The following is a 24,621-nucleotide window of genomic DNA, read 5'->3' on the forward strand; positions in this document are numbered from 1 at the left end:
ATTGACGCTCGTTCGGTGACTCTATTGCAGAGAGCCGGAAATTCCGATGGCGGGCCGGAATCCATGGAGTTTTTTTGGACACATAGTCGCGCAGAACAGGCAGTCGTCCCGTCGGCATGCACGAAAGCCCCGGCTCGGTGAGCCGGGGCCTTAGGGAGGGTGCGGTGGAGCTCCCGAGCCGTCAGACGTTCACGCCGTGCGACCGGAGGTAGGCGAGGGGGTCCATGTCCGAGCCGTACTCCTGGGACGTACGCGCCTCGAAGTGGAGGTGTGCTCCGGTGACGTTGCCGGTCGCCCCGGAGAGGCCTATCTGCTGGCCCGGGGTGACGCTCTGGCCGACGGAGACGGAGAGGGACGACATGTGGGCGTACTGCGTGTACGTGCCGTCGTTCATCTTGATGACGACCTGGTTGCCGTACGAGCCCTCGAAGCCGGCCTCTACGACGGTACCGGCACCCACGGCGCGGACGGTGGTGCCGCTGGCGGCGTGGAAGTCGATGCCGGTGTGACTGCCGGAGGACCAGACGGAGCCGCCGGCCTTGTAGCCGGTGGAGACGTACGAGTCGCTGATCGGCGAGACGAAGGAGTTGAGCAGGCGCTTGCGCTCGGCCTCGCGGGCGGCGCGCTCCTTGGCCTCGCGCTCCGCCTTGGCCTTCGCCTCGGCCCGGGCCTTCTGCTCGGCGGCCCGCTTCCTGGCGGCCTCCTCGGCCGCCTCGCGGGCGGCGGCCTCCTCGGCGGCCTGCCGCTGGGCGTGGGCCTGGGCGTCGATCTGGTCGGCGACCGAGTCGCCCATGGTGACGGCCTGGGTCAGCCCTGTCTGCTTGACCGAGGCCGGGCCGGCGAACGCCGGGGCGGCCAGGGTGCCGATGACACCGGTGGTGGCGAGCGTCGCGACGCCCACGGTCCTCGAGGACGTGCGCTTCGTACGGCTCGGGCGACGGTGCTTCCCGGTGGCGCGGGTGAACGCCATGAAGTGGCTGGTCCTTTCCTTCCTTCTCGCCTACCGGGTTAGCTGACGGGTTCGGAGCAGGAAGGTCTCCTACGGACTCCCTCCAGGAGGGCGCCCGATTCACCCCAGGGACTGCGGTGGGTCCCCGGCTCCCCTGGCTCGCGCCGTACGGGGACTCGGCGATGACTGTCCGGTGCCGCGGATGCGGCGCACTGCCTGACGAACAGCCGGACCGACGCTAAGCGGGCCATCTCTCAAACAACAAACGGATGACGGCTTTTGTAGCGCACGCCACAGGGCAGACACACAACCTCCATACCAACTCCCAACCAATCCAATCAATTTGGACAAAGAAGGACCCTGGAGGCCCATAAGCCTCCAGGGTCCCCGGAGATGTGGGGGCGGCTCTACTCGGCCGGGACCACACTCACCTCACCGATTCCGAGGGCCTTGACGGGCTCCTCGATCTGGGCAGCGTCCCCGACGAGGACGGTCACCAGACGGTCCACCGGGAAGGCGCTCACGGCGGCCGCGGTGGCCTCCACGGTGCCCGTCGCGGCGAGTTGGCGGTACAGCGTCGCCTGGAAGTCGTCCGGCAGGTGCTGCTCGACCTGGTCGGCGAGCGTGCCGGCGACGGCGGCTGCGGTCTCGTACTTGAGCGGCGCCACGCCCACGAGGTTCTGTACGGCGATGTCGCGCTCGGTGTCCGTCAGGCCCTCGGCCGCGAGCGTACGCAGCACCTTCCAGAGGTCGTCGAGCGCCGGGCCGGTGTTCGGCGTGTCCACCGAGCCACTGATGGCGAGCATCGCGGCGCCCGTGCCGTCCGGGGCGGAGCGCAGCACCTGGCCGAACGCCCGCACACCGTAGGTGTAGCCCTTTTCCTCGCGTAGGACGCGGTCAAGACGCGAGGTGAGGGTGCCGCCGAGGCAGTACGTGCCGAGCACCTGGGCGGGCCACACACGGTCGTGCCGGTCGGCGCCGACGCGGCCGATGAGCAGCTGTGTCTGGACGGCTCCGGGACGGTCGACGATGACCACGCGGCCGGTGTCGTCGGCGGTCACCGGAGGCACGGGACGCGCCTCGGCCGGCGAGCCGGTCCAGGCGCCGAGCGTCTCGCCGAGCATCGCGTCGAGGTCGACACCGGTGAGGTCGCCGACGACGACCGCGGTGGTGGTGGCGGGGCGTACATGCTTCTCGTAGAAGGCGCGTACGGCCGCCGAGTCGATGCTCGCAACCGTCTCCTCGGTGCCCTGGCGCGGGCGCGACATGCGCGAGGTCGCCGGGAAGAGCTCCTTGGAGAGCTCCTTGGCGGCGCGGCGGGCCGGGTTGGCGGTCTCGTGCGGAATCTCGTCGAGCCGGTTGCGGACGAGGCGTTCGACCTCGCTGTCCGCGAAGGCGGGCGCCCTGAGGGCGTCGGCGAGCAGGCCGAGCGCCTTCTGGAGCCGCGACACGGGGACTTCGAGGCTCAGGCGTACGCCCGGGTGGTCGGCGTGCGCGTCCAGCGTGGCGCCGCAGCGCTCCAGCTCGGCGGCGAACTCCTCGGCGGAGTGCTTGTCGGTGCCTTCGGAGAAGGCACGCGCCATGATCGTGGCGATACCGTCCAGGCCCTTCGGCTCAGCCTCAAGCGGTGCGTTCAGGAGGACTTCCACGGCGACGACCTGCTGGCCGGGGCGGTGGCAGCGCAGCAGCGTCAGGCCGTTGCCGAGCGCACCGCGCTCGGGCGCCGGGAAGGCCCACGGTTTGGCCTCGCCGGCCTGGGGCTGGGGGTGGAAGTCCATGGTCACGGTGGCCTCGGTCACTGGGCGCTCTCCTCGTCGGTGGCGGTCTCCTCGTCGGTGGCGATCGGCTCGTACACGAGCACCGCGCGGTTGTCGGGGCGCAGGCGGGACTTGGCGGCCTCCTGGACCTCTTCGGCCGTGACGTCGAGCACGCGCTGTACGGCGGTCAGGGCAAGCTGCGGGTCGCCGAACAGGACGGCGTACCGGCACAGTTCGTCGGCGCGGCCGGCGACCGTACCGAGCCGGTCCAGCCACTCGCGCTCCAACTGGGCCTGGGCACGCTCCATTTCCTCGGCCGTGGGGCCCTCCTCGGCGAACCGGGCGAGCTCCTCGTCGACGGCCGCCTCGATGACGGGGACCTCGACATCCCCGGAGGTCTTCACATCGAGCCAGCCCAGGGAGGGCGCTCCGGCCAGGCGCAGCAGACCGAAACCGGCAGCCACAGCCGTACGGTCCCGGCGCACGAGGCGGTTGTAGAGGCGGGACGACTCACCGCCGCCGAGGACGGTCAGGGCGAGGTCGGCCGCGTCGCACGCGCGCGTGCCGTCCTCCGGGAGCCGGTAGGCGGCCATCAGCGCGCGCGCCGGGACCTCCTCCTCGACGACCTCACGCAGCTGCTCCCCGATGGTGTCCGGCAGGGAGCCGTCGCGCGGGGCGGGCTTGCCGTCGTGCCCCGGGATGGAGCCGAAGTACTTCTCGACCCAGGCGAGCGTCGCCTCCGGGTCGATGTCGCCGACGATCGACAGGACGGCGTTGTTGGGCGCGTAGTAGGTGCGGAAGAAGGCGCGCGCGTCCTCCAGCGTCGCCGCGTCCAGGTCGGCCATCGACCCGATCGGGGTGTGGTGGTAGGGGTGGCCCTCCGGGTACGCGAGGGCGGTCAGCTTCTCGAAAGCGGTGCCGTAGGGGACGTTGTCATAGCGCTGGCGGCGCTCGTTCTTGACGACGTCCCGCTGGTTCTCCATCGACTCGTCGTCGAGCGCGGTGAGCAGCGAGCCCATACGGTCGGCCTCCAGCCAGAGGGCGAGCTCCAGCTGGTGGGCGGGCATGGTCTCGAAGTAGTTGGTGCGCTCGAAACTGGTCGTGCCGTTGAGCGAACCGCCCGCGCCCTGCACCAGTTCGAAGTGGCCGTTGCCCTTCACCTGGCCCGAGCCCTGGAACATCAGATGCTCGAAGAGGTGGGCAAGTCCGGTGCGTCCCTTGACCTCGTGGCGTGAGCCGACGTCGTACCAGAGGCACACCGCCGCGACCGGGGTCAGATGATCTTCGGAGAGCACCACGCGCAGGCCGTTGGCCAGGCGGTGCTCGGTCGCTGTCAGCCCGCCGGAGCCGGCCTCGGCGGTGGCCGTGTGACCCATGGGCATGTACGTCCCTTCGATCGCGGAAAACTGCTGAATTCCTGCTAGTCATGCCACTGTATGCAAGCGCGCTGACAGCTGGCGAAGTTCCCGGAACGGCTACGCCGAGAGCGAGCGGGCCGGTGCCCGCCCGGACCCCTGTGCATGGGGCGTGGTCCGGGTTGTCAGTGCGGCGGTCCACAATGGAGCTCGTCAGAACCCGTTCATGCCCCGGCAGACACTGTGAAGGAGTCGCAGCAGCGATGGCCCGCCGCAGCACGAAGACCCCGCCGCCAGACGACTTCGAGGAGCGCATCCTCGACATCGACGTCGTCGACGAGATGCAGGGCTCCTTCCTCGAGTACGCGTACTCGGTGATCTATTCCAGGGCCCTGCCGGACGCCCGTGACGGTCTCAAGCCGGTGCACCGCCGCATCGTCTACCAGATGAACGAGATGGGGCTGCGCCCCGACCGCGGCTATGTGAAGTGCGCCCGCGTCGTCGGCGAGGTCATGGGTAAGTTGCACCCCCACGGCGACGCGTCGATCTACGACGCCCTGGTGCGCCTGGCTCAGCCCTTCTCGATGCGCCTGCCCCTGGTGGACGGCCACGGCAACTTCGGCTCGCTGGGCAACGACGACCCGCCGGCCGCCATGCGGTACACCGAGTGCCGGATGGCCGACGCGACCTCCCTGATGACGGAGTCGATCGACGAGAACACGGTCGACTTCGCCCCGAACTACGACGGCCAGGAGCAGGAACCTGGCGTCCTCCCGGCCGCATATCCGAACCTGCTGGTGAACGGCGCGTCGGGCATCGCGGTCGGTATGGCCACGAACATGCCGCCGCACAACCTCGGCGAGGTGATCGCCGCCGCCCGGCATCTGATCCGGTACCCGGGCGCCGATCTCGAGACGCTCATGAAGCACATCCCGGGGCCCGACCTGCCCACGGGCGGAAAGATCGTCGGCCTCTCCGGGATCAGGGACGCGTACGAGTCGGGCCGCGGCAGCTTCAAGATCCGCGCGACGGTGTCGGTGGAGAACGTGACGGCGCGCAGGAAGGGCATCGTCGTCACGGAGCTCCCCTTCACCGTGGGCCCGGAGAAGGTGATCGCCAAGATCAAGGACCTGGTCGGCGCCAAGAAGCTGCAGGGCATCGCCGACGTCAAGGACCTCACCGACCGCGCGCACGGCCTGCGCCTGGTCATCGAGATCAAGAACGGTTTCGTGCCGGAGGCCGTCCTGGAGCAGCTCTACAAGCTGACTCCCATGGAGGAGTCCTTCGGCATCAACAACGTCGCGCTGGTGGACGGCCAGCCCCTCACGCTCGGCCTCAAGGAGCTTCTGGAGGTCTACCTCGACCACCGCTTCGAGGTCGTGCGGCGGAGGTCGGAGTTCCGCCGCGGCAAGAAGCGGGACCGGCTGCATCTGGTCGAGGGGCTGCTGGTCGCTCTCCTGGACATCGACGAGGTCATCCGCATCATCCGCTCCAGCGACAACTCCGCACAGGCCAAGGAGCGCCTGATCGAGCACTTCTCGCTGAGCGAGGTCCAGACGCAGTACATCCTGGACACCCCGCTGCGCCGGCTCACCAGGTTCGACCGCATCGAGCTGGAGTCGGAGCGCGACCGGCTCAAGAGCGAGATCGAGGAACTGACCCGCATCCTGGAGTCGGACGCCGAGCTGCGCAAGCTGGTGTCGGGCGAACTGGCCGCGGTGGCCAAGAAGTTCGGCACCCCGCGGCGTACGGTGCTGCTCGAGTCCTCGGGGGCCACCGCCGCGGCCGTACCGCTGCAGGTGGCCGACGATCCGTGCCGGGTACTGCTGTCGTCGACGGGACTTCTCGCACGTACGGCGAACGGTGACCCCTTCGGAGAGAGCGACGGCAAGCGCGCCAAGCACGATCTGATCGTCTCGGCCGTCCCGGCGACGGCCCAGGGCGAGGTGGGCGCGGTCACGTCGGCCGGACGGCTGCTGCGCATCAACGTCATCGACCTTCCACAACTGCCCGAGACGACCGCGGCACCCAACCTCGCCGGGGGAGCCCCGATCGCGGAGTTCCTCACCCTGGAGGGCGACGAGGAGGTCGTCTGCCTGACCACGCTCGACGAGTCCTCGCCGGGTCTGGCGCTCGGCACACAGCAAGGTGTGGTCAAGCGTGTGGTGCCCGACTACCCGTCCAACAAGGAGGAGTTGGAGGTCATCACGCTCAAGGAGGGCGACCGGATCGTCGGCGCGGCCGAGCTACGCACGGGCGAGGAGGACCTCGTCTTCATCACCGACGACGCACAGCTACTGCGCTACCAGGCCTCCCAGGTCCGCCCGCAGGGCCGGCCCGCCGGCGGCGTGGCGGGCATCAAGCTCACCGAAGGGGCCAAGGTGATCTCCTTCACGGCCGTCGACCCGGCCGCGGACGCGGTGGTCTTCACGGTGGCGGGCTCGCGTGGCACCCTCGACGACTCGGTCCAGACGACCGCGAAACTGACGCCCTTCGACCAGTACCCGCGCAAGGGCCGCGCCACGGGCGGTGTGCGCTGCCAGCGGTTCCTGAAGGGCGAGGACTGCCTCAGCCTGGCCTGGGCCGGCCCTGCTCCGGCCCGGGCCGCGCAGAAGAACGGCACGCCGGCCGACCTGCCGGAGATGGACCCGCGCCGCGACGGCTCGGGCGTCTCACTGCCGAAGACGGTGTCGGTGGTGGCGGGACCGGTCTGATCAGGCCTCAGGCTTCGGGGCTCGGTTCCACGGGCTCCGGGCTCCTGGCCTGTACGTCGAGGTCCTGTACATCGGGGTCCTGTACATCGGGGTCCTGTACGTAGCGGAGAACGCCCCACATGCTGTGCTCGTCGGCGTGCGGGGCGTCTTCCTTGCACGCCTCCAACTCCTTGCCGAGAGCAGGGGCGTTGATGCCGGAGCCGATGAGGACGAGCTGGGTGAGGCGTTCCCCGCCGGGCGCCCAGGCCTCCGGGTAGAACCGCAGGAACCGGCCCACGGCATGCACGACATACCGGTTGCGGATGTCTGCCGCGCCGAAATCGACGTGTCCCTTGATGCGGTAGAGACCCTCCGGCCTGCCGTCGAGGAAGTCCATCAACCGGCGCGGGCTGAGGGGCACTTCGGAGGTGAAGGCGAGGGATTCGTAGGCGGAGTGCAGGTGTCCGGCATGCCGGCTACCGTCCTCGTGGCCCTCGCCATGGCTGTGCCCGGGGCCGTGCTCAGGGCCGTCCTCATACAGGTCGTCGAAGGACAACTGCCCGATCCGCTCCGTGGACGGCTTGCAGTCGAAGAGGAGCGCCGGGTCGATCCGCCCATACGTGGCGGGGACGACGGCGGCGCGATCATTCAGCGTCCGGACGAGTCGGTGTACACGCTCGGGGTCCTCTGCCCGGTCCGCCTTGTTGACGACGACGAGATCGGCGAGGCCGAGGTGCCGGTCGATCTCGGGATGCTTCTGCCTCGTGTCGTCGAACTCGGCGGCGTCGACGACCTCCACGAGCCCGCCGTAGACGACGCGAGGGTTCTCACTGGCGAGGAGCATCCGCACCAGCTCCTGCGGCTCGGCGAGGCCGCTCGCCTCGATGACGATGACGTCGATACCGGCCGAGGGCTGGGCGAGCCGATCCAGGTAGACGTCGAGTTCGCTTGCGTCGACCGCGCAGCACAGACACCCGTTCCCGAGGGAGACGGTCGAGTCCCCCAACGCCCCGGCAACCGCCATCGCGTCGATCTCGATCGCCCCGAAGTCATTGACGACGGCCCCGATACGGCTGCCTCCGCTGCTGTGCAGGAGGTGGTTGAGCAGCGTGGTCTTACCGGAGCCGAGGAAGCCCGCGAGGACGACGACCGGGATCTGCTGGGGGCTCGCAGGACTCAACACACGACCTCTCTCACACCGATGCGTGCACCGGCTCGTGTTCCGGCTCTCGTTACGAGGATTGAATGCCGACTCAGGATACGAGCCGGTGGAAACCCCGCGAAGTGAACGATTGTTAGCGGCGCTCGCGGGGCACACGTTGGGCATGGCGCCAGGAAACGCGACCCGCGCTTCCCTCTGTGCGCCCTCTTCGCCGCCTCCCAGCCGATCAGAGCCGCTCGGCACTCTGGAGGGCGGCAAGCGCGCCACCCACCCGCTCGCCGGTCCGTTCCCTGTCGACCCGCACCCGACGACCGGCGGACGGGCGCCTGATTCGGGGGTTGACATGGCCACACAGAGTATGTTGAAGGGGTGGCTTTCTGCCGCCCGGGGGAGGCTCGCGTCCGCGGCCGGGTTCGTCGCAGAGGCGGGGACCCGGCACCGCAGGCGTGCCGCACTGACCGAACAGCACCGGCTCCATTTCGACCTGCTCTGCAAGGCCATGGTCGACCCTGCCCTCGCCGCGGTCCTCAACACGTACGAGGTCGACCTCGCCCCTGAGAAGCAGCGGCAGTACCTCTTCGCGAACGCTCTCTATACCAACGCTCTGTACTTTCACCGGATCGGTGCCCTGACCCGACAAGAGCTCCACGGACACCTCCGCATCATGTGCCAGAACAGGATCTTCCAGGAGTACTGGGCGGCGACCCAGCATCACCGAGAGAGCCTGCCCGACTCGTCCGAAGAGGCCCAATTGGGCCAGATGATGGACGACTTGATGCAGGAGCAGGCCGATTCCGACACCGACGAATGGTGGGTCGTGGGGGCGCCGCCCGAAGAATCCCTTTGATTCCACTCCGTCGCGGATCCCCTCGCTGCTCTTGGCTTCCGCATGCCACCGCGCACCGTGGGCCACCAAACATCCCTGATGTCGCTTATCACCCAAACACCGCACACCGTCAAGCGGCTCAGTAAGATTCACTCCGCCGGAGCATCGGTTTTGAGTCCCACCAGCAACAGAAACCAAATAGTGTGTCACCTGCCCGCTCTGTGGGCATACTCCGGCGAACACCCATGCTCGGAGACTCACATCTCCGACGAACACCCCCCGCTCGGAGATCGCCACGCTCCGACAAAGACCCCTGCTTGGAGACCGCTCCGACCCACCTGTAACTCGGGCGACGTCCATCACTCCGAGTTATAAGGCTGGTACCTATCCGTGAAGATCGTGCGACGCGTCGGGGCTACACCACGCGAGCGAGGCAGCGTCACTGGTCAGTCATGCCCCGACATCTTCGAGCTCAGTGATGGCCGCTTCGCCGTCATCGGGACCGAGGCCACAGCTGAGCTCGACAGCGAGCTTCCGCCCGACGCCGCACGGGCCGACTACGAGCGGATCGTGGTGATCACACGCGAGACTCTCGTACGCGCGAAAGCAGACATCCCGGACGCCTGAGATCAGGAATCCCGCGCACACGGTTGAGACGCTTTCGGCCCGGCATCGACACAATGCCGGGCCTTTCGCATAGCCAGCGAGGGCTGCCCGGTTTTCCGCACCCCGTACCGGGAAGTATTTGGCGGACTCCGGGAGGGATCGTGGCGAGAAATGCTGCATGGCGTTCGGCGGCACGCATCTCCGCCTGGTTGGCCACAGCCGTAGCCGGGCTCGTCCTCGTGGGCGCCGCTTCCATCATCGTCAGCGGCTGGCTGATCGACGGCGTCGAGCGGGTGAACGGCAGTCAGCGGAACGCAGCTGAACGCAGCGATCTGGGCGACTACTTCGGCGCCGCGAGCGCGGTCTTCTCGGGCATGGCGCTGCTCCTGCTTGTCACAACGCTCCTCTTCCAGCAGCGAGAACTCCAGCTCCAGCGTAAGGAACTGTCCCTCCAACGCGATGAGTTGGCCGCATCTCGTGCCGAACTCCGCAGGAGCGCCGCGGCGGATATGCGCAGCCTGCACGTTCAGCTCACGCACATGTCGATGGACGACCCCTCTCTCTCTGAAATTTGGAACGATTATCCGGGCCAACCCCACTCCGTGTTACGGCAACACCTCTTCGCCAACCTCATCTTCAGCCACTACGTGCTCGTCTACGGGTGGGGAGACATCACAGAGGCCGAACTACTTGCTCATGCGCGGGCACTGGTCCAGAGTCCCGCGTTCCGCCGCTATTGGAGCGCGTCTCGGGCCGCGAAGGCGTCCCTGCCTCCAGACAGCGACGAGGGGCGGCTCTTCCGGATCTTCGAGCGAGCGATCAACGAAGCAGCGTTGGGCGGAGCACCTCAGCCATAGACCTTCATCACTCTGAGCCCACAAGCACCGGAGCCACTGCAGGTAACTCAGGTTAGGCTTACCTCCGTGAGTACGTGCACGAAGGTCTCCCGGGACCTGGACGAGCCCCTTGCGGGGACCGCCGCCCCCGCGAGGACGTGGCTGCTGCTGGAACAGCCCGGCCCCTGGGGTGCCAAAGCGCTGACCTCGAGCCATCTGGATCCCGACCTCGGCCGCACTCTGGAGAAGGCCACGGAGGGCACAGGCGTACGCATCGCGCTGATCCGCCGCCCTGGGCGGCACGCCGACTGCCACGCGGTTGCCGAGCGCCAGGTGTACGCGGCCCACACCGCTCCTGGAAACGTATGGCTGCGCAGCGCCACAACGTCAGACCCCGAGCAGCTGCTCAAACTTGACTTCGCCGCACTGGGCGGAGGCGCATCCGGCACCTTCGACACGGTTCTCGACGGCCGCCCCCACACCGGCGACCCCCTCGCCCTCGTCTGCACCAACGGCAAGCGCGACCGCTGCTGCGCCCTCCTCGGCCGCCCCCTCGCTGCCGAGCTCGCCGCCTCCGGAGTGGACGGCGCATGGGAAGTCACCCACCTGGGAGGCCACCGCTTCTCACCCACATTCCTCGTGCTCCCGTTCGGCTACGCGTACGGGCGTGCGGAGGCCCCTGCCGTCAAGGAGATACTCCAGGGCGTACGGGAAGGGCGTGTGGTCACCGAAGGGTGCCGCGGGAGCTCCGCCTGGGAGCGCCCCGGCCAGGCGGCCGAGCTCGCGGTGCGCACGGCGACCGGCGAGGAGGCCGCGGACACGCTCACCGTCGTCCGCACGGACGGCACGGCGCCGCGCTGGGACGTGACCGTCGCCCACACCGACGGCCGCATCTGGCGCGTCACCGTCGCCCAGGGCGCCTCGCTGCCGCCCCGCCAGGAAAGCTGCGGCTCTGCCCTCGGCTCCCCGGCCCGGATGGACGTACTCGCGGTGCGTGAACTGGCCCGTCCGGCTGCGGCAAGTCTCGTAGCCCGCTGATCACGCCGCACTCCAGAGATCCACGCCACACCCCTACGGCTCGGCGCGCCCACCCCCGTACCGTCATAGGCATGAGTCCCACTCCCCCTGCCCGTCGGCTCCGCCTCGGCATGCCGAAACGGATGTTTTCGCAGGTGCTGCTGATGCAGGTGGCGATCGCCGCCGGAGTCGCCGTGCTCGCGACCGGCCTGTTCCTCGCTCCGCTCAGCGACCAGCTGGACGACCAGGCGATGCGCCGCGCCCTGGCGATCGCGCAGACCACGGCCGCGCGGCCGCAGCTCGCCGAGGAGCTGACATCGACGCGACCCGCGGCCGATGGGCCCGTACAGACCGAGGCGGAGCGGATCCGGAAGGCCAGCGGGGCCGAGTACGTCGTGGTGATGAACACGGACGGCGTGCGCTGGTCGCATACCGACCCCGAACGGATCGGCAGCGTCGTCTCGACCGACCCCGGGCAGGCCCTGGCCGGCCACGAGGTCATGGAGATCGACAGCGGGACGCTGGGCCGCTCGGCGCGCGGCAAGGTGCCGTTGCGCGGCGCCGACGGCGACATCGTGGGAGCGGTCTCCGTCGGCATCGAGTACGACAGCGTGCGCGCCCGGCTCCTCAACGCGATCCCGGGCCTCTTCGCGTACGCGGGCGGGGCCCTGGCCGTCGGCGCCCTTGCCGCATATCTGATCTCCAGGCGAGTCCAGAGGCAGACCCGCGACCTGGCCTTCTCGGACATCGCCGCGCTACTCGCGGAACGCGAGGCGATGCTGCACGGCATCAGGGAGGGCGTCGTCGCCCTGGACCGCGGCGGCAGGATCCGGCTCCTCAACGACGAGGCACAGCGCCTGCTGGGCATCGGCGACGAGGTGGTCGGGCAGCCGCTCGACGAGGCCCTCGGTGAGGGACGTACGACCGATGTACTGGCAGGACGTTTCACCGGCACCGATCTGCTCACCGTCCGCGGTCAGCGCGTCCTGGTCGCCAACCGGATGCCCACCGACGACGGCGGCGCCGTCGCCACGCTGCGCGACCGCACCGAACTGGAGCAGCTCGGGCGCGAACTCGACTCCACCCGCGGCCTGATCGACGCCCTGCGTGCCCAGGACCACGAGCACGCCAACCGCATGCACACGCTTCTCGGCCTGCTGGAGCTGGAGATGTACGAGGACGCCGTGGAGTTCGTCGGAGAGGTGGTCGGCGATCACAGGGCCACCGCGGAACAGGTCACGGAGAAGATCCACGATCCGCTGCTCGCCGCCCTGTTGGTCGGCAAGGCCACTGTCGCGGCGGAGCGTGGCGTGGCGCTGTGGATCTCGGACAGAACGCTGTTCCCCGACGAGCTGATCGATCCGCGTGGACTGGTCACGATTGTGGGCAACCTGGTCGACAACGCGCTCGACGCCGTCGCCGGCAAGCAGCACGCGCGCGTGGAGGTCGAATTGCGCGCGGAGGGACGTACGGCGGTACTCAGGGTGCGGGACACCGGGCCCGGAGTCCCCGCCGAGCAGCGTGAGTTGATCTTCACCGACGGATGGTCCACCAAGAGGCCTCCGGCTCACGGCAAGCGCGGGATCGGCCTCTCCTTGGTGCGGCGGCTCGCCGAGCGGCAGGGCGGCAGTGCTCAGGTCGCGGAGGCGGACGGCGGGGGTGCGGAGTTCACCATCGTGCTGCCGGAGACGCTGGCGGAGCCGGGACTCGCCCCGGAGCCCGGGCGGGCCGGCGTCAGATACGAGGCGCGGGAAGCCGCCGTGGCAGGCACCACGACCACCAAGGAGGAGTCGCGATGATCGAGGTGCTGGTCGTGGACGACGACACCCGGGTCGCCCGGGTCAACGCCGCCTACGTGGAGAAGGTCGCGGGCTTTCATGTCGCGGGCGAGGCGCACTCCGCGGCCGAGGCGTTGCGGCAGGTGGAGGCGCTGCCGCAGTTGGATCTGGTGCTCCTCGACCACTATCTGCCCGACGAGACGGGCCTCGCGGTCGTCCAGGAGATGCGGCGGCGCGGCCACCAGACCGACGTGATCATGGTGACCGCGGCCCGTGACGTCTCCACGGTCCAGGCCGCGATGCGGCACGGCGCGCTCCAGTACTTGGTCAAGCCGTTCGCCTTCGCCGGACTGCGCGCCAAGCTGGAGGCGTACGCGGCGCTGCGCCGGACCCTCGACGGCGGAGGCGAGGCCGAACAGGCCGAGGTCGACCGGATCTTCGGCGCTCTCTCCGCGGGTTCGGAGCCGAATCTGCCCAAGGGGCACTCCCCCACCACCGCGCAGGCCGTACGCCAGGCGCTGCTCAGTGCCGAAGGCCCCCTGTCGGCCCAGGAGATCGCGGACCGGACGGGGCTCAGCCGACAGACCGCCCAGCGCTATCTGAAGCTCCTGGAACGCACCGGGAGGGCGACGCTGAGCCTCAGGTACGGCGACGCGGGCCGCCCGGAGCACCGTTACGTCTGGGCGACCCGCGCCTGAGGGCACGGTCGAAGTACGGGAATCGCAACCGCGCCCACCTCTGCACGGCTGTCAGGGGAGGCCAGCCGTGCGAGGAAACTCAGCCCGCAGCCTGTTTGTTCGCCAACTCTGGGTCTGCGTACATGCCTTGCGACCGTAGAGGTGCCGTGTGCAAGAGCAGCAGTCTTGTGAGCGCAAGGCCTTCTTCTGCTTACAAAAGCGTGTTGTGCTCGTTTTGCTCGCGCTACAACACTGGAGCCGGAGCACGGGCTCGACGCAGGCTCGGGCTCGGGAAGTGAGGCCCGATGATTGACGTCCTGGTCGTGGACGACGACTTCCGTGTCGCCGAGATCAACGCCCAGTACGTGGGCAAAGTGCCCGGCTTCCGGGTCACAGCCCGCGCGCACACCGCGGCTCAGGCCCTGGCCACCGTGGCCCGCGAACCCGTCGACTTGGTGCTGCTCGACCACTACCTGCCCGACCGGACGGGTCTCGAACTCGTCCAGCGGATGCGGGAACTCGGCCACGACTGCGACGTCATCATGATCACGGCGGCCGGTGATGTGGAGACCGTGCGGGCCGCGATGCGCCTCGGCGCCCTGCACTATCTGGTCAAGCCGTTCACCTTCGCCGCTCTGCGCACCCGCCTCGATTCGTACGCCGCCCTGCACCGCACCGTCGAGCGGGTGGAGGGCCAGGGCGTGTCGGGCCAGGAGCAGGTCGACCGGATCTTCGGCGCGCTGCGTACGACGCCCACGGCCTCCTCGCCCGGCCTGCCCAGCGGACACTCGGAACCCACCACGGATCTGATCTGCAAAATCCTGCACGAGGCCGACCATCCGCTGTCGGCCCACGAGGTCGCCGCCCGGACCGGGCTCAGCCGCTCCACCGCCCAGCGCTATCTCCGCCACCTGGAACAGGCCGGACGGCTGCGGCTCACCCTCAAGTACGGGGACACGGGACGCCCCGAGCACCGCTACGCGTGGGTGGCGCCCTGAGGCACTTGGTCGCTTCGGCCGCTTGGGATGCCCAGGCGGCTTCGTGAAGGCCGGTGCGATATCGCGCCCCGTAAGGGGCGCGGGGCTGTGACATTTGCGGCTCCGCCGCGGGGCGCGACCAGCCCCCACCGGCCCGCAGGTCCATCACCGTGCTTCTAGCGGAGCGCTCAGGCGTCGATGCGCGAACGGTCCAGGGTCGCCGCCGAGTTGGAGATGAACTCCTTGCGCGGTGCCACCTCGTTCCCCATCAGCAGGTCGAAGACCTGCTCGGAGGCCTCCAGGTCGGAGATGTTGATGCGGCGCAGGGTGCGGTGGCGGGGGTCCATCGTGGTCTCGGCCAGCTGGTCGGCGTCCATCTCACCGAGGCCCTTGTAGCGCTGGATGGAGTCCTTGTACCGGATGCCCTTGCTCTGGAACTCCAGCAGCTTGTCGCGCAGTTCGCGGTCCGAGTATGTGTAGACGTACTTGTCCTGGCCCTTCTTCGGCTGGGTCAGCTCAATGCGGTGCAGCGGCGGAACCGCGGCGAACACCCGGCCCGCCTCGACCATCGGTCGCATATAGCGCTGGAAGAGCGTGAGGAGCAGGATGCGGATGTGCGCGCCGTCGACGTCGGCGTCGACAAGAAGGATGATCTTGCCGTAGCGGGCCGCGTCGATGTCGAAGGTCCGGCCGGACCCGGCTCCTATGACCTGGATGATCGCGCCGCACTCGGCGTTCTTGAGCATGTCCGAGATGGACGCCTTCTGGACGTTGAGGATCTTGCCGCGGATCGGCAGCAGCGCCTGGAACTCGGAGTTCCGCGCGAGCTTCGCGGTGCCGAGCGCGGAGTCTCCCTCGACGATGAACAGCTCGCTGCGCTCCACGTCATCACTACGGCAGTCGGCGAGCTTGGCGGGCAGCGAGGAGGACTCCAGGGCGGTCTTCCTGCGCTGGGCGTCCTTGTGCTGGCGGGCCGCGATGCGCGTACGGGCGGCGGCGACAGCCTTCTCCAGGACGACGCGGGCCTGGGCGGCGGCGTCACGCTTCGTGGTGGTCAGGAACGCCTTGAGCTCCTGCGAGACGACGTTCGTCACGATGCGACGGGCCGCCGAGGTGCCGAGCACCTCCTTGGTCTGGCCCTCGAACTGCGGCTCGGCGAGGCGCACCGTCACCACCGCGGTGAGGCCCTCCAGGGCGTCGTCCTTGACGATGTCGTCCTCGGCGACGCGCAGCATCTTCTTCGTACGCAGCACTTCGTTGACCGTCTTGGTGACGGCCTGCTCGAAGCCCGCGACGTGGGTGCCGCCCTTGGGAGTGGCGATGATGTTGACGAACGACTTGAGCGTCGTGTCGTAACCGGTGCCCCAGCGCAGCGCGACGTCGACACCGAGTTCACGGGTGACCTCGGTGGGCGTCATCTGGCCGTGGTCGTCCAGAACCGGGACCGTCTCCTTGAAGCTGCCCTGGCCGGAGAAGCGGAGGACGTCGCAGACGGGCTTGTCACTCGCCAGGTACTCGCAGAACTCACTGATGCCTCCGTCGAAACGGAAGGATTCCTCGCCCTTGCTGCCGCCCTCGCCGAGTCCGTACTCGTCGCGGACGACGATGGTCAGTCCGGGCACCAGGAAGGCGGTCTGGCGGGCGCGCTGGTGCAGCGTGTCCAGGGAGAGCTTGGCGTCTTTGAGGAAGATCTGGCGGTCGGCCCAATAGCGCACGCGTGTGCCGGTGCGGGTCTTGGGGATCCTCTTGAGCTTGCGCAGACCGGCCGAGGCGTCGAAGGCCGCGTCCGGCCCGGCCCCCTTGAAGGCACCGGGCGTACCGCGCCGGAAGCTGACGGAGTGCGTGTGTCCTCCGCGGTCCACCTCGACATCCAGGCGGGCCGACAGCGCGTTCACTACGGAGGCACCCACGCCGTGCAGGCCGCCGGAAGCCGCGTACGAGCCGCCGCCGAACTTGCCGCCGGCGTGCAGCTTGGTCATCACGACCTCGACACCGGAGAGACCGGTCTTGGGCTCCACGTCGACCGGGATGCCGCGGCCGTTGTCCCGGACCTCCACCGATGCGTCGTCGTGCAGGATCACGTCGATGTGGTCGCAGTACCCGCCCAGGGCCTCGTCCACGGAGTTGTCGATGATCTCCCAGAGGCAGTGGAGCAGACCGCGGCTGTCGGTCGACCCGATGTACATGCCCGGGCGCTTCCGCACGGCCTCGAGCCCCTCAAGGACGAGCAGGTGCCGCGCGGTGTAGTTGGAACCGTCCCGGTCTGCTCCGGTCAGCAGCGCTGTGGACGGCACGGACGTCTCGGCGGTCACGCGGTTCGCTCCTCGCTGAATTTCAAGTGGGGCCCTTTAGGGTAAGGACCGGCTTCGGTCGCCGGTCCGAGGGTACAGAGGCCTGGTAGAGCCGTTGTAACACCACCCTCGTCTGGGACTCAGGGTAGTCCAGCGTCGCATGCCTGTTCGATCCCTCGATTGAGTGAAGTACATATCACGTTCCCTTCCAGGCATGAACCATTTAGGCTCCGGGCACGTCCTCATGAACAACCGGCAACCCAGCCGGGAGGACTTGACCCTGACAGACAGCGCGAACCCGTAAAGATACAAAGACACGCAATACGGCTCATTCGCCGCCAACCGGCAGCAGACAGCCGACTCGGATCGAGATTTTTCCGAGGCAGAGTCCCGAGCGGGAACGTTTTGGGCCTGGTTGGATGTTGACCCTGGTACGACAGCTCGTCGAGCTAGAGAAGAGGCGACGTGACTACTGTTCTGACCCCCGCGAGCCCACTGACGGCCGCTGACCGCTGCGACCGTTGCGGCGCCCAGGCATATCTGCGCGTCGTCCTCCTCAGCGGTGGTGAACTGCTCTTTTGCGCCCACCACGGACGCAAGTTCGAGCCGGAACTCAAGAAGATCGCCGCTGAGATACAGGACGAGACGGAGCGGCTGACGGCCGCCCCGGCAAGCGCCAACGAAGAAGAGCGCTGACACTTCGCATCCACGACGAGCCAGCACGGCACAGGCCGGTGACCGGGCGGCTGTCCCTGGCAGCAGGGGCGGCCGCCCGTCGTCATGCCTGGTGGCCCGCACAACCAGCGGGCCACCACGCCTGTGCACATCCCAGCCGGCGACCATGCCTGTACGTCCCTGTCATCAGCCGTGACCGGCACGTACTCCTCAGTTGCCCACGCCCGGCTCCCTGACGACGCCTGAGACCCGCGCATAAACGCCTGGGCTCTCAGCCTGTCCGCAGCCGCTCCCCCAGGACACAAGGCCGATCAGCCGCCCCTGGGCGACCAGCGGCCCCCCGCTGTCCCCCTGGCAGGCGTCCCGGCCACCAGCCAGCTCCCCCGCGCACAGCATGGAGTCGGCCAGATACTTCCCCTCCGCACTGCCCGGATACGCCTCCTCGCAGATGGCGTCGGACAGCACCCGCACCCGTGTGGCCCGCAGCGCGTGTGCGAAGTCACCCCCGCCCGTCGTATCGCCCCAGCCGTAGACCACAGCGTCCGTACCGGGCCGGTAGGCCGTGTCACCGGAGCCCGCCATGCGAATCACCGAGCTCGCGGGCAGCGGCTCTGTGAGAGTGAGCACAGCGACGTCACCGGCGTTCGTATAGCTGTCGTACGCCGGGTTGACCCGGACCGCGCGCACCGGGATCTCCCTGCCCTCGTCCCCCAGCAGGTCCCCGCGCCCGGCGATCACCTTCAGATCGCGGACCTGCCCCAGGGGTGCGCCCAGCGCCGCCTCGCCCAGACAGTGGGCCGCGGTCAGCACGGTCGACCGGCCGATCACCGCACCCCCGCAGAACTGCCCGGCCCGCGTACCCCCGAAGCGGTCACGACTCGCCAGTGCCACCGTCCAGGGGCTCTCGGAGATCTCGACGGGATAGCCGCCGATGACGACGCTGTCGGCCGCCGCGGGGGCGGGGGATGCCAGCGGTATCACGGCCGCTACAGCCGCGAGAGCCAGCGCTCGTACAAAGGGCCGACGCATACGCGCTCCTCACTCTGAGGTGGTCATGAGAAACCCAGAGTGATTCACGAGGCGGTGGTGCGCACTCCACACACGCCGAGGGCCCGGCTCCCTGTGAGGGGGACCGGGCCCTGGTGACGTACGGCCGGGATCTAGTCGAGGTAGTCGCGCAGGACCTGCGAGCGCGACGGGTGACGCAGCTTCGACATCGTCTTGGACTCGATCTGGCGGATGCGCTCACGCGTGACGCCGTACACCTTGCCGATCTCGTCGAGGGTCTTCGGCTGACCGTCGGTGAGACCGAAGCGCATGGACACGACGCCCGCCTCGCGCTCGGACAAGGTGTCGAGGACGGAGTGCAGCTGCTCCTGGAGGAGCGTGAAGCTGACCGCGTCGGCCGGGACGACGGCCTCGGAGTCCTCGATGAGGTCGCCGAACTCGCTGTCGCCGTCCTCACCCAGGGGAGTGTGGAGGGAGATCGGCTCGCGGCCGTACTTCTGGACCTCGATGACCTTCTCCGGGGTCATGTCGAGCTCCTTGGCCAGCTCCTCCGGGGTGGGCTCGCGACCCAGGTCCTGGAGCATCTGACGCTGCACGCGCGCGAGCTTGTTGATGACCTCGACCATGTGCACCGGGATACGGATGGTGCGCGCCTGGTCGGCCATCGCGCGGGTGATCGCCTGACGGATCCACCAGGTGGCGTACGTGGAGAACTTGTAGCCCTTGGTGTAGTCGAACTTCTCGACCGCGCGGATCAGACCGAGGTTGCCCTCCTGGATGAGGTCCAGGAAGAGCATGCCGCGGCCGGTGTAGCGCTTGGCCAGGGAGACCACCAGACGGAGGTTGGCCTCCAGGAGGTGGTTCTTGGCGCGGCGGCCGTCCTCGGCGATGATCTCCAGCTCGCGCTTGAGCTTGGGGGCGAGCTTGTCGGCGTTGGCCAGCTTGTCCTCGGCGAACAGACCGGCCTCGATGCGCTTGGCGAGTTCGACCTCCTGCTCGGCGTTGAGGAGCGGGACCTTGCCGATCTGCTTGAGGTAGTCCTTGACCGGGTCGGCCGTGGCACCGGCCGCGGCGACCTGCTGCGCGGGCGCGTCGTCCTCGTCCTCGTCCGAGAGGACGAAGCCCTGGGCGCCGTCCTCGGCGGGTTCTTCGGCACCGGCCTTGCCGGTACCCGGGGTCTCCTCGACCGCCTCTTCGTCGATCGCCTCGACGTCATCCTTCTTGGCGGCGGTCTTCTTGGCCGGCGCCTTCTTGGCAACGGCTTTCTTAGCGACGGCCTTCTTGGCGGTCGCCTTCTTGGCAGCGGCCTTCTTGGCGGGAGCGTCCTCGGCGGGAGCGTCCTCGGCGGGAGCGTCCTCGGCGGGAGCTTCGACGGCAGGCATCGCCGGAGCGGCGGTGGCGGTGGCCTGCTCGGCCGTCGCCGTCTTCGCCGCGACGGTCTTGGTGGCGGTGCGCTTGGCCGGACTCTTCGCTGCGACGCTCTTCCGGGTGCGCTTGGGCTCCGCGGCACTGACCATCAGCGTCACACCCTCTTCCTCGAGGATCTGGTTGAGGCTGCGCAGTACGTTCTTCCACTGAGTGGCCGGAATCTGGTCAGCTTCGAAGGCCCGACGCACGTCATCGCCGGCGATCTGCCCCTCAGCCTTTCCCCGCTCAATGAGCGCCATGACAGAGACGGACTCGGCGATCTCCGGCGGGAGCGTACGGGATGTGCTGGCCGACACGAACAACCTCTCGGAACGTTGGAAAACGGCTTCCGGCCCCGTCCAGTGTGGACCGGAGCCGACGACCGTCGACTGGGGGATGAGCCAACGGCGCGGGCGGGGGCCGCCAAGATACACAGCGCCATGAACGGCGTCCGTATTCCCTCGTCGGCTGTCACCTCTTAGGTCATCGCGCTGTTCCGAGGAGTGTTACGCCCAATCTGCGTGGCCCGAGTCACACCCCGTAAGCGTCCAAATGCGGCCAGATACGGTCAAAGATGGTCAACCCGTGGGCGCAAGGCTTCCTCACACCGCCGGACTCTGCCGGATCCCAGAGGGGATCCGGCAGAGTCCGGCGACGGATCGTTCGCCGACCACGCGATGCCGCGCGAGGGTACGTGTCCCCGACTGCGCCCCGGCGCGTGGTCAGTGCTCGCGCGGGGCGGGCACCACGCGCTCCACCTCGGGGTGGACGGTGAGCAGTTGACGCATGGCGGCCTCGGCCGCCGCTCCATCACCGGCGGCGAGGGCGTCGACGATCCTGGCGTGGTGGGCGAGCGAGATCTCGTTCGGCCGGTCGCAGCCGGCGACCGGGCCGCCGGAGACCTGGAGGGCGGCCGACACGATCCCGGAGAGGTGCTCCAGCATGCGGTTGCCCGCGACCTGGATGAGGAGCGAGTGGAACTCCGCATCGGCGCGCGAGAAGGTGAGCGCGTCGCCCTGCGCCATGGAGTGCCCCATGATCTCGACCATGTCGGCGAGCCGCTGCTGCACCTCCTCGCGTCCGTGTCCGGCGGCGAGGCGGGCGGCCAGGGGCTCGATCGTCCAGCGCAGCTCGCTCAGCTCGCGCCGCTGGTCGTCACGCTGCGGACCGTAGGCCCGCCACTCGATGATGTCCGGGTCGAGGAGGTTCCAGTCGCTCACGGGCCGTACCCGTGTGCCGACATTGGGGCGGGCACTGACCAGGCCCTTGGCCTCGAGGACGCGGAGTGACTCACGGACGACGGTACGGGAGACCTCGAACCGCTGGCCGATCTCCTCGGGGACGAGCGGGCGGTCCGCTCCGAGGTCTCCGGAAACGATCATCTGGCCGAGCTGTTGGACGAGTTGGCCGTGCAGGCCGCGGCCGCGGGAGCCCCCGGCCCGCCTGCCCACGCGGCCCAGCTCCTGGTCCGTGCCCTCCCACGCGGGGACGCCGACGCGATCGACGCCGGGGGCCTCCGCGTAGGGATAGCGGTCGATTTCGCCCGGGCCGGCGAGGCCGGAGTCTGCGGAGCGGGCGGCGGTCATCATGGTGTGCGCAAGGGTAGTCACGCATCCTTTGTCGGCGCCGCCCCCAACTGCCTTGAGGGCTTTGGTGAAAAGCACACGAAAGGGTGATCGCTCACCCCGTCGCAATTGACGCCTTATCGGAAAGAAATGGGCGTTCCCCGATGAGTTGTGCGCGTCGGGGAACGCGTGTGCCGCTCACAACCGCCACCGGACCCTGCTTCGCAGGGTCGTGAGCAGGTACGTGCAGATGAGGACGGTGAGCGACAACACCAGCGCACCGCCCACGGGTTGAGTGATCACATGTGCTCCGGCGGCCAGAAATCTCTCGCCGCCGAAGGGCCACTGCGCCAGCACGAACTCACGTAGTCGCATCGAAAACCCGGTCGCGGTCCGCACGGACGGCCCCGCCAAGACCTCGTGCACGAGGGGTACGACGACGATCGGCACGGCGAGAACGGCCGCGAGTCCGGCGGTCGTCGACCGGAAGACGCCCGCGGCCAGCACGCCGGCCCAGGCGCAGCCCACCACGAGGCCGATCCAACTGGCACCCAGCGAAGGCCAGTCGGCGGGGACACCGGCGACCTCCCGTCCGTAGACGATGTAGAGCAGTTCGGCGTCCACGCCGACCGTGAGGATGGCCAGGATCAGCGCGGTGGCGGCGGCAACGAGGAGTTTGGCGGCGAGCAGTCCCAGGCGGCGGGGGACGGTGCCGCGGTCCGCGGCCAGGGCGGGGTGGCGGAACTCGTCGCCGAAGGCGACGGCGCCGAGCAGCCCCGCGCCGAGCGCCGCGGGCGGCAGCGGGAATTGCTGCGGCCACGCGGCGAGCAGCCGCGGCTGTGGCGTGTGTCCCACCCGTGCCAGGAGTACGGAAGTGACGGCGGAGGTGGCGAGCACGGCTGCCGCGGTGAGGTAACCGGTGCCGACTCCTGCCGCGCGGCGCAGTTCGTAGCGCAGGGGACGCAGCGGATTGCGGCTCTGGCGGACGGTAATGGGGGGCGGGAGGTGGGACGGGACATCCGCGTTCTCCGGCTCGACAGGCCTCGGGGACGCCTCGGCCTCCTGAGAGTCATCCGCGGGCGGCCGGCCTGCCGTTGGCCCCATGTCGCCGATTTCGTCGGCCAGTTGATGTACGAGGATGCCGTGGCGGTACGCGGTGTCACCGACGTCGGCACACGTGCTTCCGTACACCGAGAGTCGGCTGCCGTCCTCTCGCACGACCTCGACGGAACGCCGTGTCGTGCGAGCCTCCTTGGTGAGGAGGGCGGCGAGCCGGGCGGCGTGAGGGCTGCGGACGGCGACGCGAGGCCGGAGCCGGGTGCGGGCGAAGTCCGCGACCTCCTGGTCCGCTACGAGCTTGCCCTCCTCGATCGTGACGACCCGGTCGGCGGTCCGCGCGGCCTCCTTCGGGTCGTCCGTGGTGAACAGCACGGTGCCGCCCCCGGCGGCATACGCGCGCAGAACTCCGTGCAGCCAGCGGCTTTCACGGACCGAGAGCCCGTCGGCAGGGTTATCGAGAACGAGCGTGTGCGGGTCGGCCAACAGCGCGCAAGCAAGGCCCAGCCGACGGTCCATGCCCCGCGAGAGCGTGCCGAGGCGCTCGTCGCGGAGGCTGACGAGACCCACCGCTTCGAGGACTTCGTCGGCGCGACGGACGGGCACGCCCACGGCGGCGCACAGCATGCGAAGTTGACCGCGGACCGTGCGCGCCGGATGCCCCGGAACCTCTCCGAGGAGCACACCCACTTCGTGTGCGGGATGGGGGATGCGGTGCAGCGGACGGCCTCTGAAGTGGGTGATTCCGCGGCCCTGTTGGAGCTCGAGCATGAGCCTCAGCGTTGTCGTCTTGCCTGCGCCCGGGGCTCCGAGGAGCGCCGTGACGCGTCCCGCGTGCGCCTCGAAGGACACGTCGTCGACGGCGGGCGGAAGCTCCTTGCGAGGGTTGCTGGTCAGTCCGATGGCCTGGATCACCCAAGGCAAGATAGCGCGATATGTACGGTTTTTCGGGCACCCTGACCCCACCCCGGAACGGCCCTCGTACCCGTCGAGCCGAGTCCTGTGTCAGACCTCGGGGCGCAGCATCGGCGGATTGAGCAGTGTGGCGCCGCCCGCGCGGAAGAGCTGGGCGGGGCGGCCGCCCTGCCGGGTGGTCGTACCTCCGGTGGGCACAAGGAAGCCGGGAGTGCCGGTCACCTTGCGGTGGAAATTGCGGGGGTCGAGCGCCACTCCCCACACCGCCTCGTACACGCGACGCAACTCGCCCACGGTGAACTCGGTCGGGCAGAAGGCAGTGGCCAGGGATGAGTACTCGATCTTGGAGCGGGCGCGCTCCACCCCGTCGGCCAGGATCTGCGCGTGGTCGAAGGCGAGCGGTGCCGCCTGTTCGCCGTCGCGGCCGTACCCGCCCCGCTGGAGCAGTTCCTCGACGGGGGCCCAGCGCGCGCTGTTCGCGTCACCGCCGGCCCTGGGCGCGGGCAGATCGGGGGCTAGCGCGAGGTGGGCGACGCTGACGACCCTCATCCTCGGGTCGCGCTTGGGGTCGCCGTAGGTGGCGAGCTGCTCCAAGTGCGCGCCGTTGTCCTGCGCGGGGGCGTCCGGGTCGTGGGCGCACAGCCCGGTCTCCTCGACCAGTTCCCGCGCGGCGGCCTGCGCCAGGTCCTCGTCGGGCCGCACGAACCCGCCGGGCAGCGCCCACCGCCCCTGGAACGGGGGCTCGCCCCTCCGTACCGCCAACGCGCACAGGGCATCGCGGCGCACGGTCAATACGACCAGGTCAACGGTGACGGCAAAGGGCGGGAAGGCTGACGGGTCGTAGGGCATGTCGCGATCATAGTCGTCTGCCTGACGATAAGCACTCCTTTCCCCGGTCACCGGGACGGCTGATCCACTCCGCCCCGGTATGGACGTCATAGGAGGCCGCCGACTCTTGATCCCTTCGGTCCCGGGGTTGCCATACGCGCCGACATCCGGCAGAGGAAACGAGCAGCACCCGCCCGAGCCCGGCCCAGCCCCGGAACGTCACCGACAGCAGCAGAATCCAAC

19 protein-coding genes and 1 riboswitch are annotated in these 24,621 nt (G+C 69.0%); of the genes, 9 read left to right on the forward strand and 10 right to left on the reverse strand.

Annotated elements, in window-relative coordinates; genetic code table 11:
* Nucleotides 1–181: 181 nt before the first annotated feature.
* The 3 genes from ACFYO0_RS39825 to ACFYO0_RS39835 all read right to left on the reverse strand — a co-directional run bounded on the left by ACFYO0_RS39825 (nucleotide 182) and on the right by ACFYO0_RS39835 (nucleotide 4,088).
* Nucleotides 182–970, reverse strand: coding sequence for a M23 family metallopeptidase (locus ACFYO0_RS39825; protein ID WP_388686262.1), 789 nt, complete (start codon nucleotides 968–970; stop codon nucleotides 182–184).
* Nucleotides 971–982: 12 nt separating this feature from the next.
* A riboswitch (cyclic di-AMP (ydaO/yuaA leader) is annotated at nucleotides 983–1,141 on the reverse strand.
* A 215-nt stretch (nucleotides 1,142–1,356) separates the two neighbouring features.
* Nucleotides 1,357–2,748 carry a M16 family metallopeptidase gene (locus ACFYO0_RS39830; RefSeq protein ID WP_388686263.1) on the reverse strand — a complete coding sequence of 464 codons (1,392 nt, stop codon included), beginning with the start codon at nucleotides 2,746–2,748 and terminating at the stop codon, nucleotides 1,357–1,359.
* Nucleotides 2,745–4,088 carry a M16 family metallopeptidase gene (locus ACFYO0_RS39835; protein ID WP_388686265.1) on the reverse strand — a complete coding sequence of 448 codons (1,344 nt, stop codon included), beginning with the start codon at nucleotides 4,086–4,088 and terminating at the stop codon, nucleotides 2,745–2,747. Before ACFYO0_RS39835 ends, ACFYO0_RS39830 begins: the two co-directional genes overlap by 4 nt.
* 236 nt (nucleotides 4,089–4,324) lie before the next feature.
* Between ACFYO0_RS39835 and ACFYO0_RS39840 the strand changes: the two genes are divergently transcribed.
* Nucleotides 4,325–6,775 carry a DNA topoisomerase (ATP-hydrolyzing) subunit A gene (locus ACFYO0_RS39840; protein WP_388686267.1) on the forward strand — a complete coding sequence of 817 codons (2,451 nt, stop codon included), beginning with the start codon at nucleotides 4,325–4,327 and terminating at the stop codon, nucleotides 6,773–6,775.
* A gap of 7 nt (nucleotides 6,776–6,782) precedes the next feature.
* On the opposite strand, the gene ACFYO0_RS39845 is transcribed toward ACFYO0_RS39840, so the two are convergent.
* The gene (locus ACFYO0_RS39845) at nucleotides 6,783–7,934 is read right to left on the reverse strand and encodes a CobW family GTP-binding protein (protein WP_388686269.1); all 1,152 of its coding nucleotides are present in this window, start codon (nucleotides 7,932–7,934) and stop codon (nucleotides 6,783–6,785) included.
* 325 nt (nucleotides 7,935–8,259) lie between these two features.
* Here ACFYO0_RS39845 and ACFYO0_RS39850 point away from each other — a divergent pair, with 325 nt between their 5' ends.
* From ACFYO0_RS39850 to ACFYO0_RS39880, 7 genes are all read left to right on the forward strand, one after another.
* Entirely contained in the window at nucleotides 8,260–8,763 is a 504-nt protein-coding gene (locus ACFYO0_RS39850; protein WP_388686271.1) for a DUF6082 family protein, read from the forward strand.
* Between the two features lie 369 nt (nucleotides 8,764–9,132).
* Nucleotides 9,133–9,369: a hypothetical protein gene (locus ACFYO0_RS39855; protein ID WP_388686273.1), complete on the forward strand. Its 237-nt coding sequence runs from the start codon at nucleotides 9,133–9,135 to the stop codon at nucleotides 9,367–9,369.
* Between the two features lie 218 nt (nucleotides 9,370–9,587).
* Entirely contained in the window at nucleotides 9,588–10,205 is a 618-nt protein-coding gene (locus tag ACFYO0_RS39860; protein ID WP_388686275.1) for a DUF6082 family protein, read from the forward strand.
* A gap of 66 nt (nucleotides 10,206–10,271) precedes the next feature.
* Nucleotides 10,272–11,222 (forward strand): sucrase ferredoxin, encoded by a 951-nt coding sequence (locus ACFYO0_RS39865; protein WP_388686276.1) that lies wholly within the window; start codon nucleotides 10,272–10,274, stop codon nucleotides 11,220–11,222.
* 71 nt (nucleotides 11,223–11,293) lie between these two features.
* Nucleotides 11,294–13,000, forward strand: a complete 1,707-nt coding sequence (locus ACFYO0_RS39870) for an ATP-binding protein (protein ID WP_388686277.1) — start codon at nucleotides 11,294–11,296, stop codon at nucleotides 12,998–13,000.
* A complete protein-coding gene (locus tag ACFYO0_RS39875; protein ID WP_386344779.1) occupies nucleotides 12,997–13,677 on the forward strand; it encodes a response regulator in 681 nt (226 codons plus the stop codon). Before ACFYO0_RS39870 ends, ACFYO0_RS39875 begins: the two co-directional genes overlap by 4 nt.
* A gap of 284 nt (nucleotides 13,678–13,961) precedes the next feature.
* Nucleotides 13,962–14,654 carry a response regulator gene (locus tag ACFYO0_RS39880; RefSeq protein ID WP_388686279.1) on the forward strand — a complete coding sequence of 231 codons (693 nt, stop codon included), beginning with the start codon at nucleotides 13,962–13,964 and terminating at the stop codon, nucleotides 14,652–14,654.
* Between the two features lie 167 nt (nucleotides 14,655–14,821).
* On the opposite strand, the gene ACFYO0_RS39885 is transcribed toward ACFYO0_RS39880, so the two are convergent.
* On the reverse strand, nucleotides 14,822–16,945 hold the full coding sequence (locus ACFYO0_RS39885; RefSeq protein WP_388686280.1) for a type IIA DNA topoisomerase subunit B: 2,124 nt from the start codon (nucleotides 16,943–16,945) through the stop codon (nucleotides 14,822–14,824).
* Between the two features lie 444 nt (nucleotides 16,946–17,389).
* Between ACFYO0_RS39885 and ACFYO0_RS39890 the strand changes: the two genes are divergently transcribed.
* Nucleotides 17,390–17,620, forward strand: a complete 231-nt coding sequence (locus tag ACFYO0_RS39890) for a hypothetical protein (protein WP_165255467.1) — start codon at nucleotides 17,390–17,392, stop codon at nucleotides 17,618–17,620.
* A 189-nt stretch (nucleotides 17,621–17,809) separates the two neighbouring features.
* Here the strand turns inward: ACFYO0_RS39890 and ACFYO0_RS39895 are convergent, their stop codons facing one another.
* The 5 genes from ACFYO0_RS39895 to ACFYO0_RS39915 all read right to left on the reverse strand — a co-directional run bounded on the left by ACFYO0_RS39895 (nucleotide 17,810) and on the right by ACFYO0_RS39915 (nucleotide 24,399).
* Nucleotides 17,810–18,628 (reverse strand): S1 family serine peptidase, encoded by an 819-nt coding sequence (locus ACFYO0_RS39895; RefSeq protein ID WP_388686283.1) that lies wholly within the window; start codon nucleotides 18,626–18,628, stop codon nucleotides 17,810–17,812.
* 131 nt (nucleotides 18,629–18,759) lie between these two features.
* A complete protein-coding gene (locus ACFYO0_RS39900) occupies nucleotides 18,760–20,331 on the reverse strand; it encodes an RNA polymerase sigma factor (RefSeq protein WP_388686285.1) in 1,572 nt (523 codons plus the stop codon).
* 405 nt (nucleotides 20,332–20,736) lie between these two features.
* Nucleotides 20,737–21,624 carry a FadR/GntR family transcriptional regulator gene (locus ACFYO0_RS39905; RefSeq protein WP_388686287.1) on the reverse strand — a complete coding sequence of 296 codons (888 nt, stop codon included), beginning with the start codon at nucleotides 21,622–21,624 and terminating at the stop codon, nucleotides 20,737–20,739.
* A gap of 153 nt (nucleotides 21,625–21,777) precedes the next feature.
* A complete protein-coding gene (locus tag ACFYO0_RS39910; protein ID WP_388686289.1) occupies nucleotides 21,778–23,550 on the reverse strand; it encodes an ATP-binding cassette domain-containing protein in 1,773 nt (590 codons plus the stop codon).
* 90 nt (nucleotides 23,551–23,640) lie between these two features.
* Nucleotides 23,641–24,399, reverse strand: a complete 759-nt coding sequence (locus tag ACFYO0_RS39915) for an NUDIX domain-containing protein (RefSeq protein WP_165339202.1) — start codon at nucleotides 24,397–24,399, stop codon at nucleotides 23,641–23,643.
* Nucleotides 24,400–24,621: the final 222 nt, after the last annotated feature.

The sequence above is a fragment of the Streptomyces sp. NPDC006365 genome, from assembly GCF_042870755.1.
Taxonomy (GTDB): Bacteria; Actinomycetota; Actinomycetes; order Streptomycetales; family Streptomycetaceae; genus Streptomyces; species Streptomyces xiangluensis.

What these genes read in the sequence shown, in the direction of transcription:
- ACFYO0_RS39825 (WP_388686262.1), bottom strand. Translation starts at nt 970, where the DNA reads ATGGCGTTCACCCGCGCCACCGGGAAGCACCGTCGCCCGAGCCGTACG.
- ACFYO0_RS39835 (WP_388686265.1), bottom strand. Translation starts at nt 4,088, where the DNA reads ATGCCCATGGGTCACACGGCCACCGCCGAGGCCGGCTCCGGCGGGCTG.
- ACFYO0_RS39840 (WP_388686267.1), top strand. Translation starts at nt 4,325, where the DNA reads ATGGCCCGCCGCAGCACGAAGACCCCGCCGCCAGACGACTTCGAGGAG.
- ACFYO0_RS39850 (WP_388686271.1), top strand. Translation starts at nt 8,260, where the DNA reads ATGGCCACACAGAGTATGTTGAAGGGGTGGCTTTCTGCCGCCCGGGGG.
- ACFYO0_RS39870 (WP_388686277.1), top strand. Translation starts at nt 11,294, where the DNA reads ATGAGTCCCACTCCCCCTGCCCGTCGGCTCCGCCTCGGCATGCCGAAA.
- ACFYO0_RS39875 (WP_386344779.1), top strand. Translation starts at nt 12,997, where the DNA reads ATGATCGAGGTGCTGGTCGTGGACGACGACACCCGGGTCGCCCGGGTC.
- ACFYO0_RS39880 (WP_388686279.1), top strand. Translation starts at nt 13,962, where the DNA reads ATGATTGACGTCCTGGTCGTGGACGACGACTTCCGTGTCGCCGAGATC.
- ACFYO0_RS39895 (WP_388686283.1), bottom strand. Translation starts at nt 18,628, where the DNA reads ATGCGTCGGCCCTTTGTACGAGCGCTGGCTCTCGCGGCTGTAGCGGCC.
- ACFYO0_RS39915 (WP_165339202.1), bottom strand. Translation starts at nt 24,399, where the DNA reads ATGCCCTACGACCCGTCAGCCTTCCCGCCCTTTGCCGTCACCGTTGAC.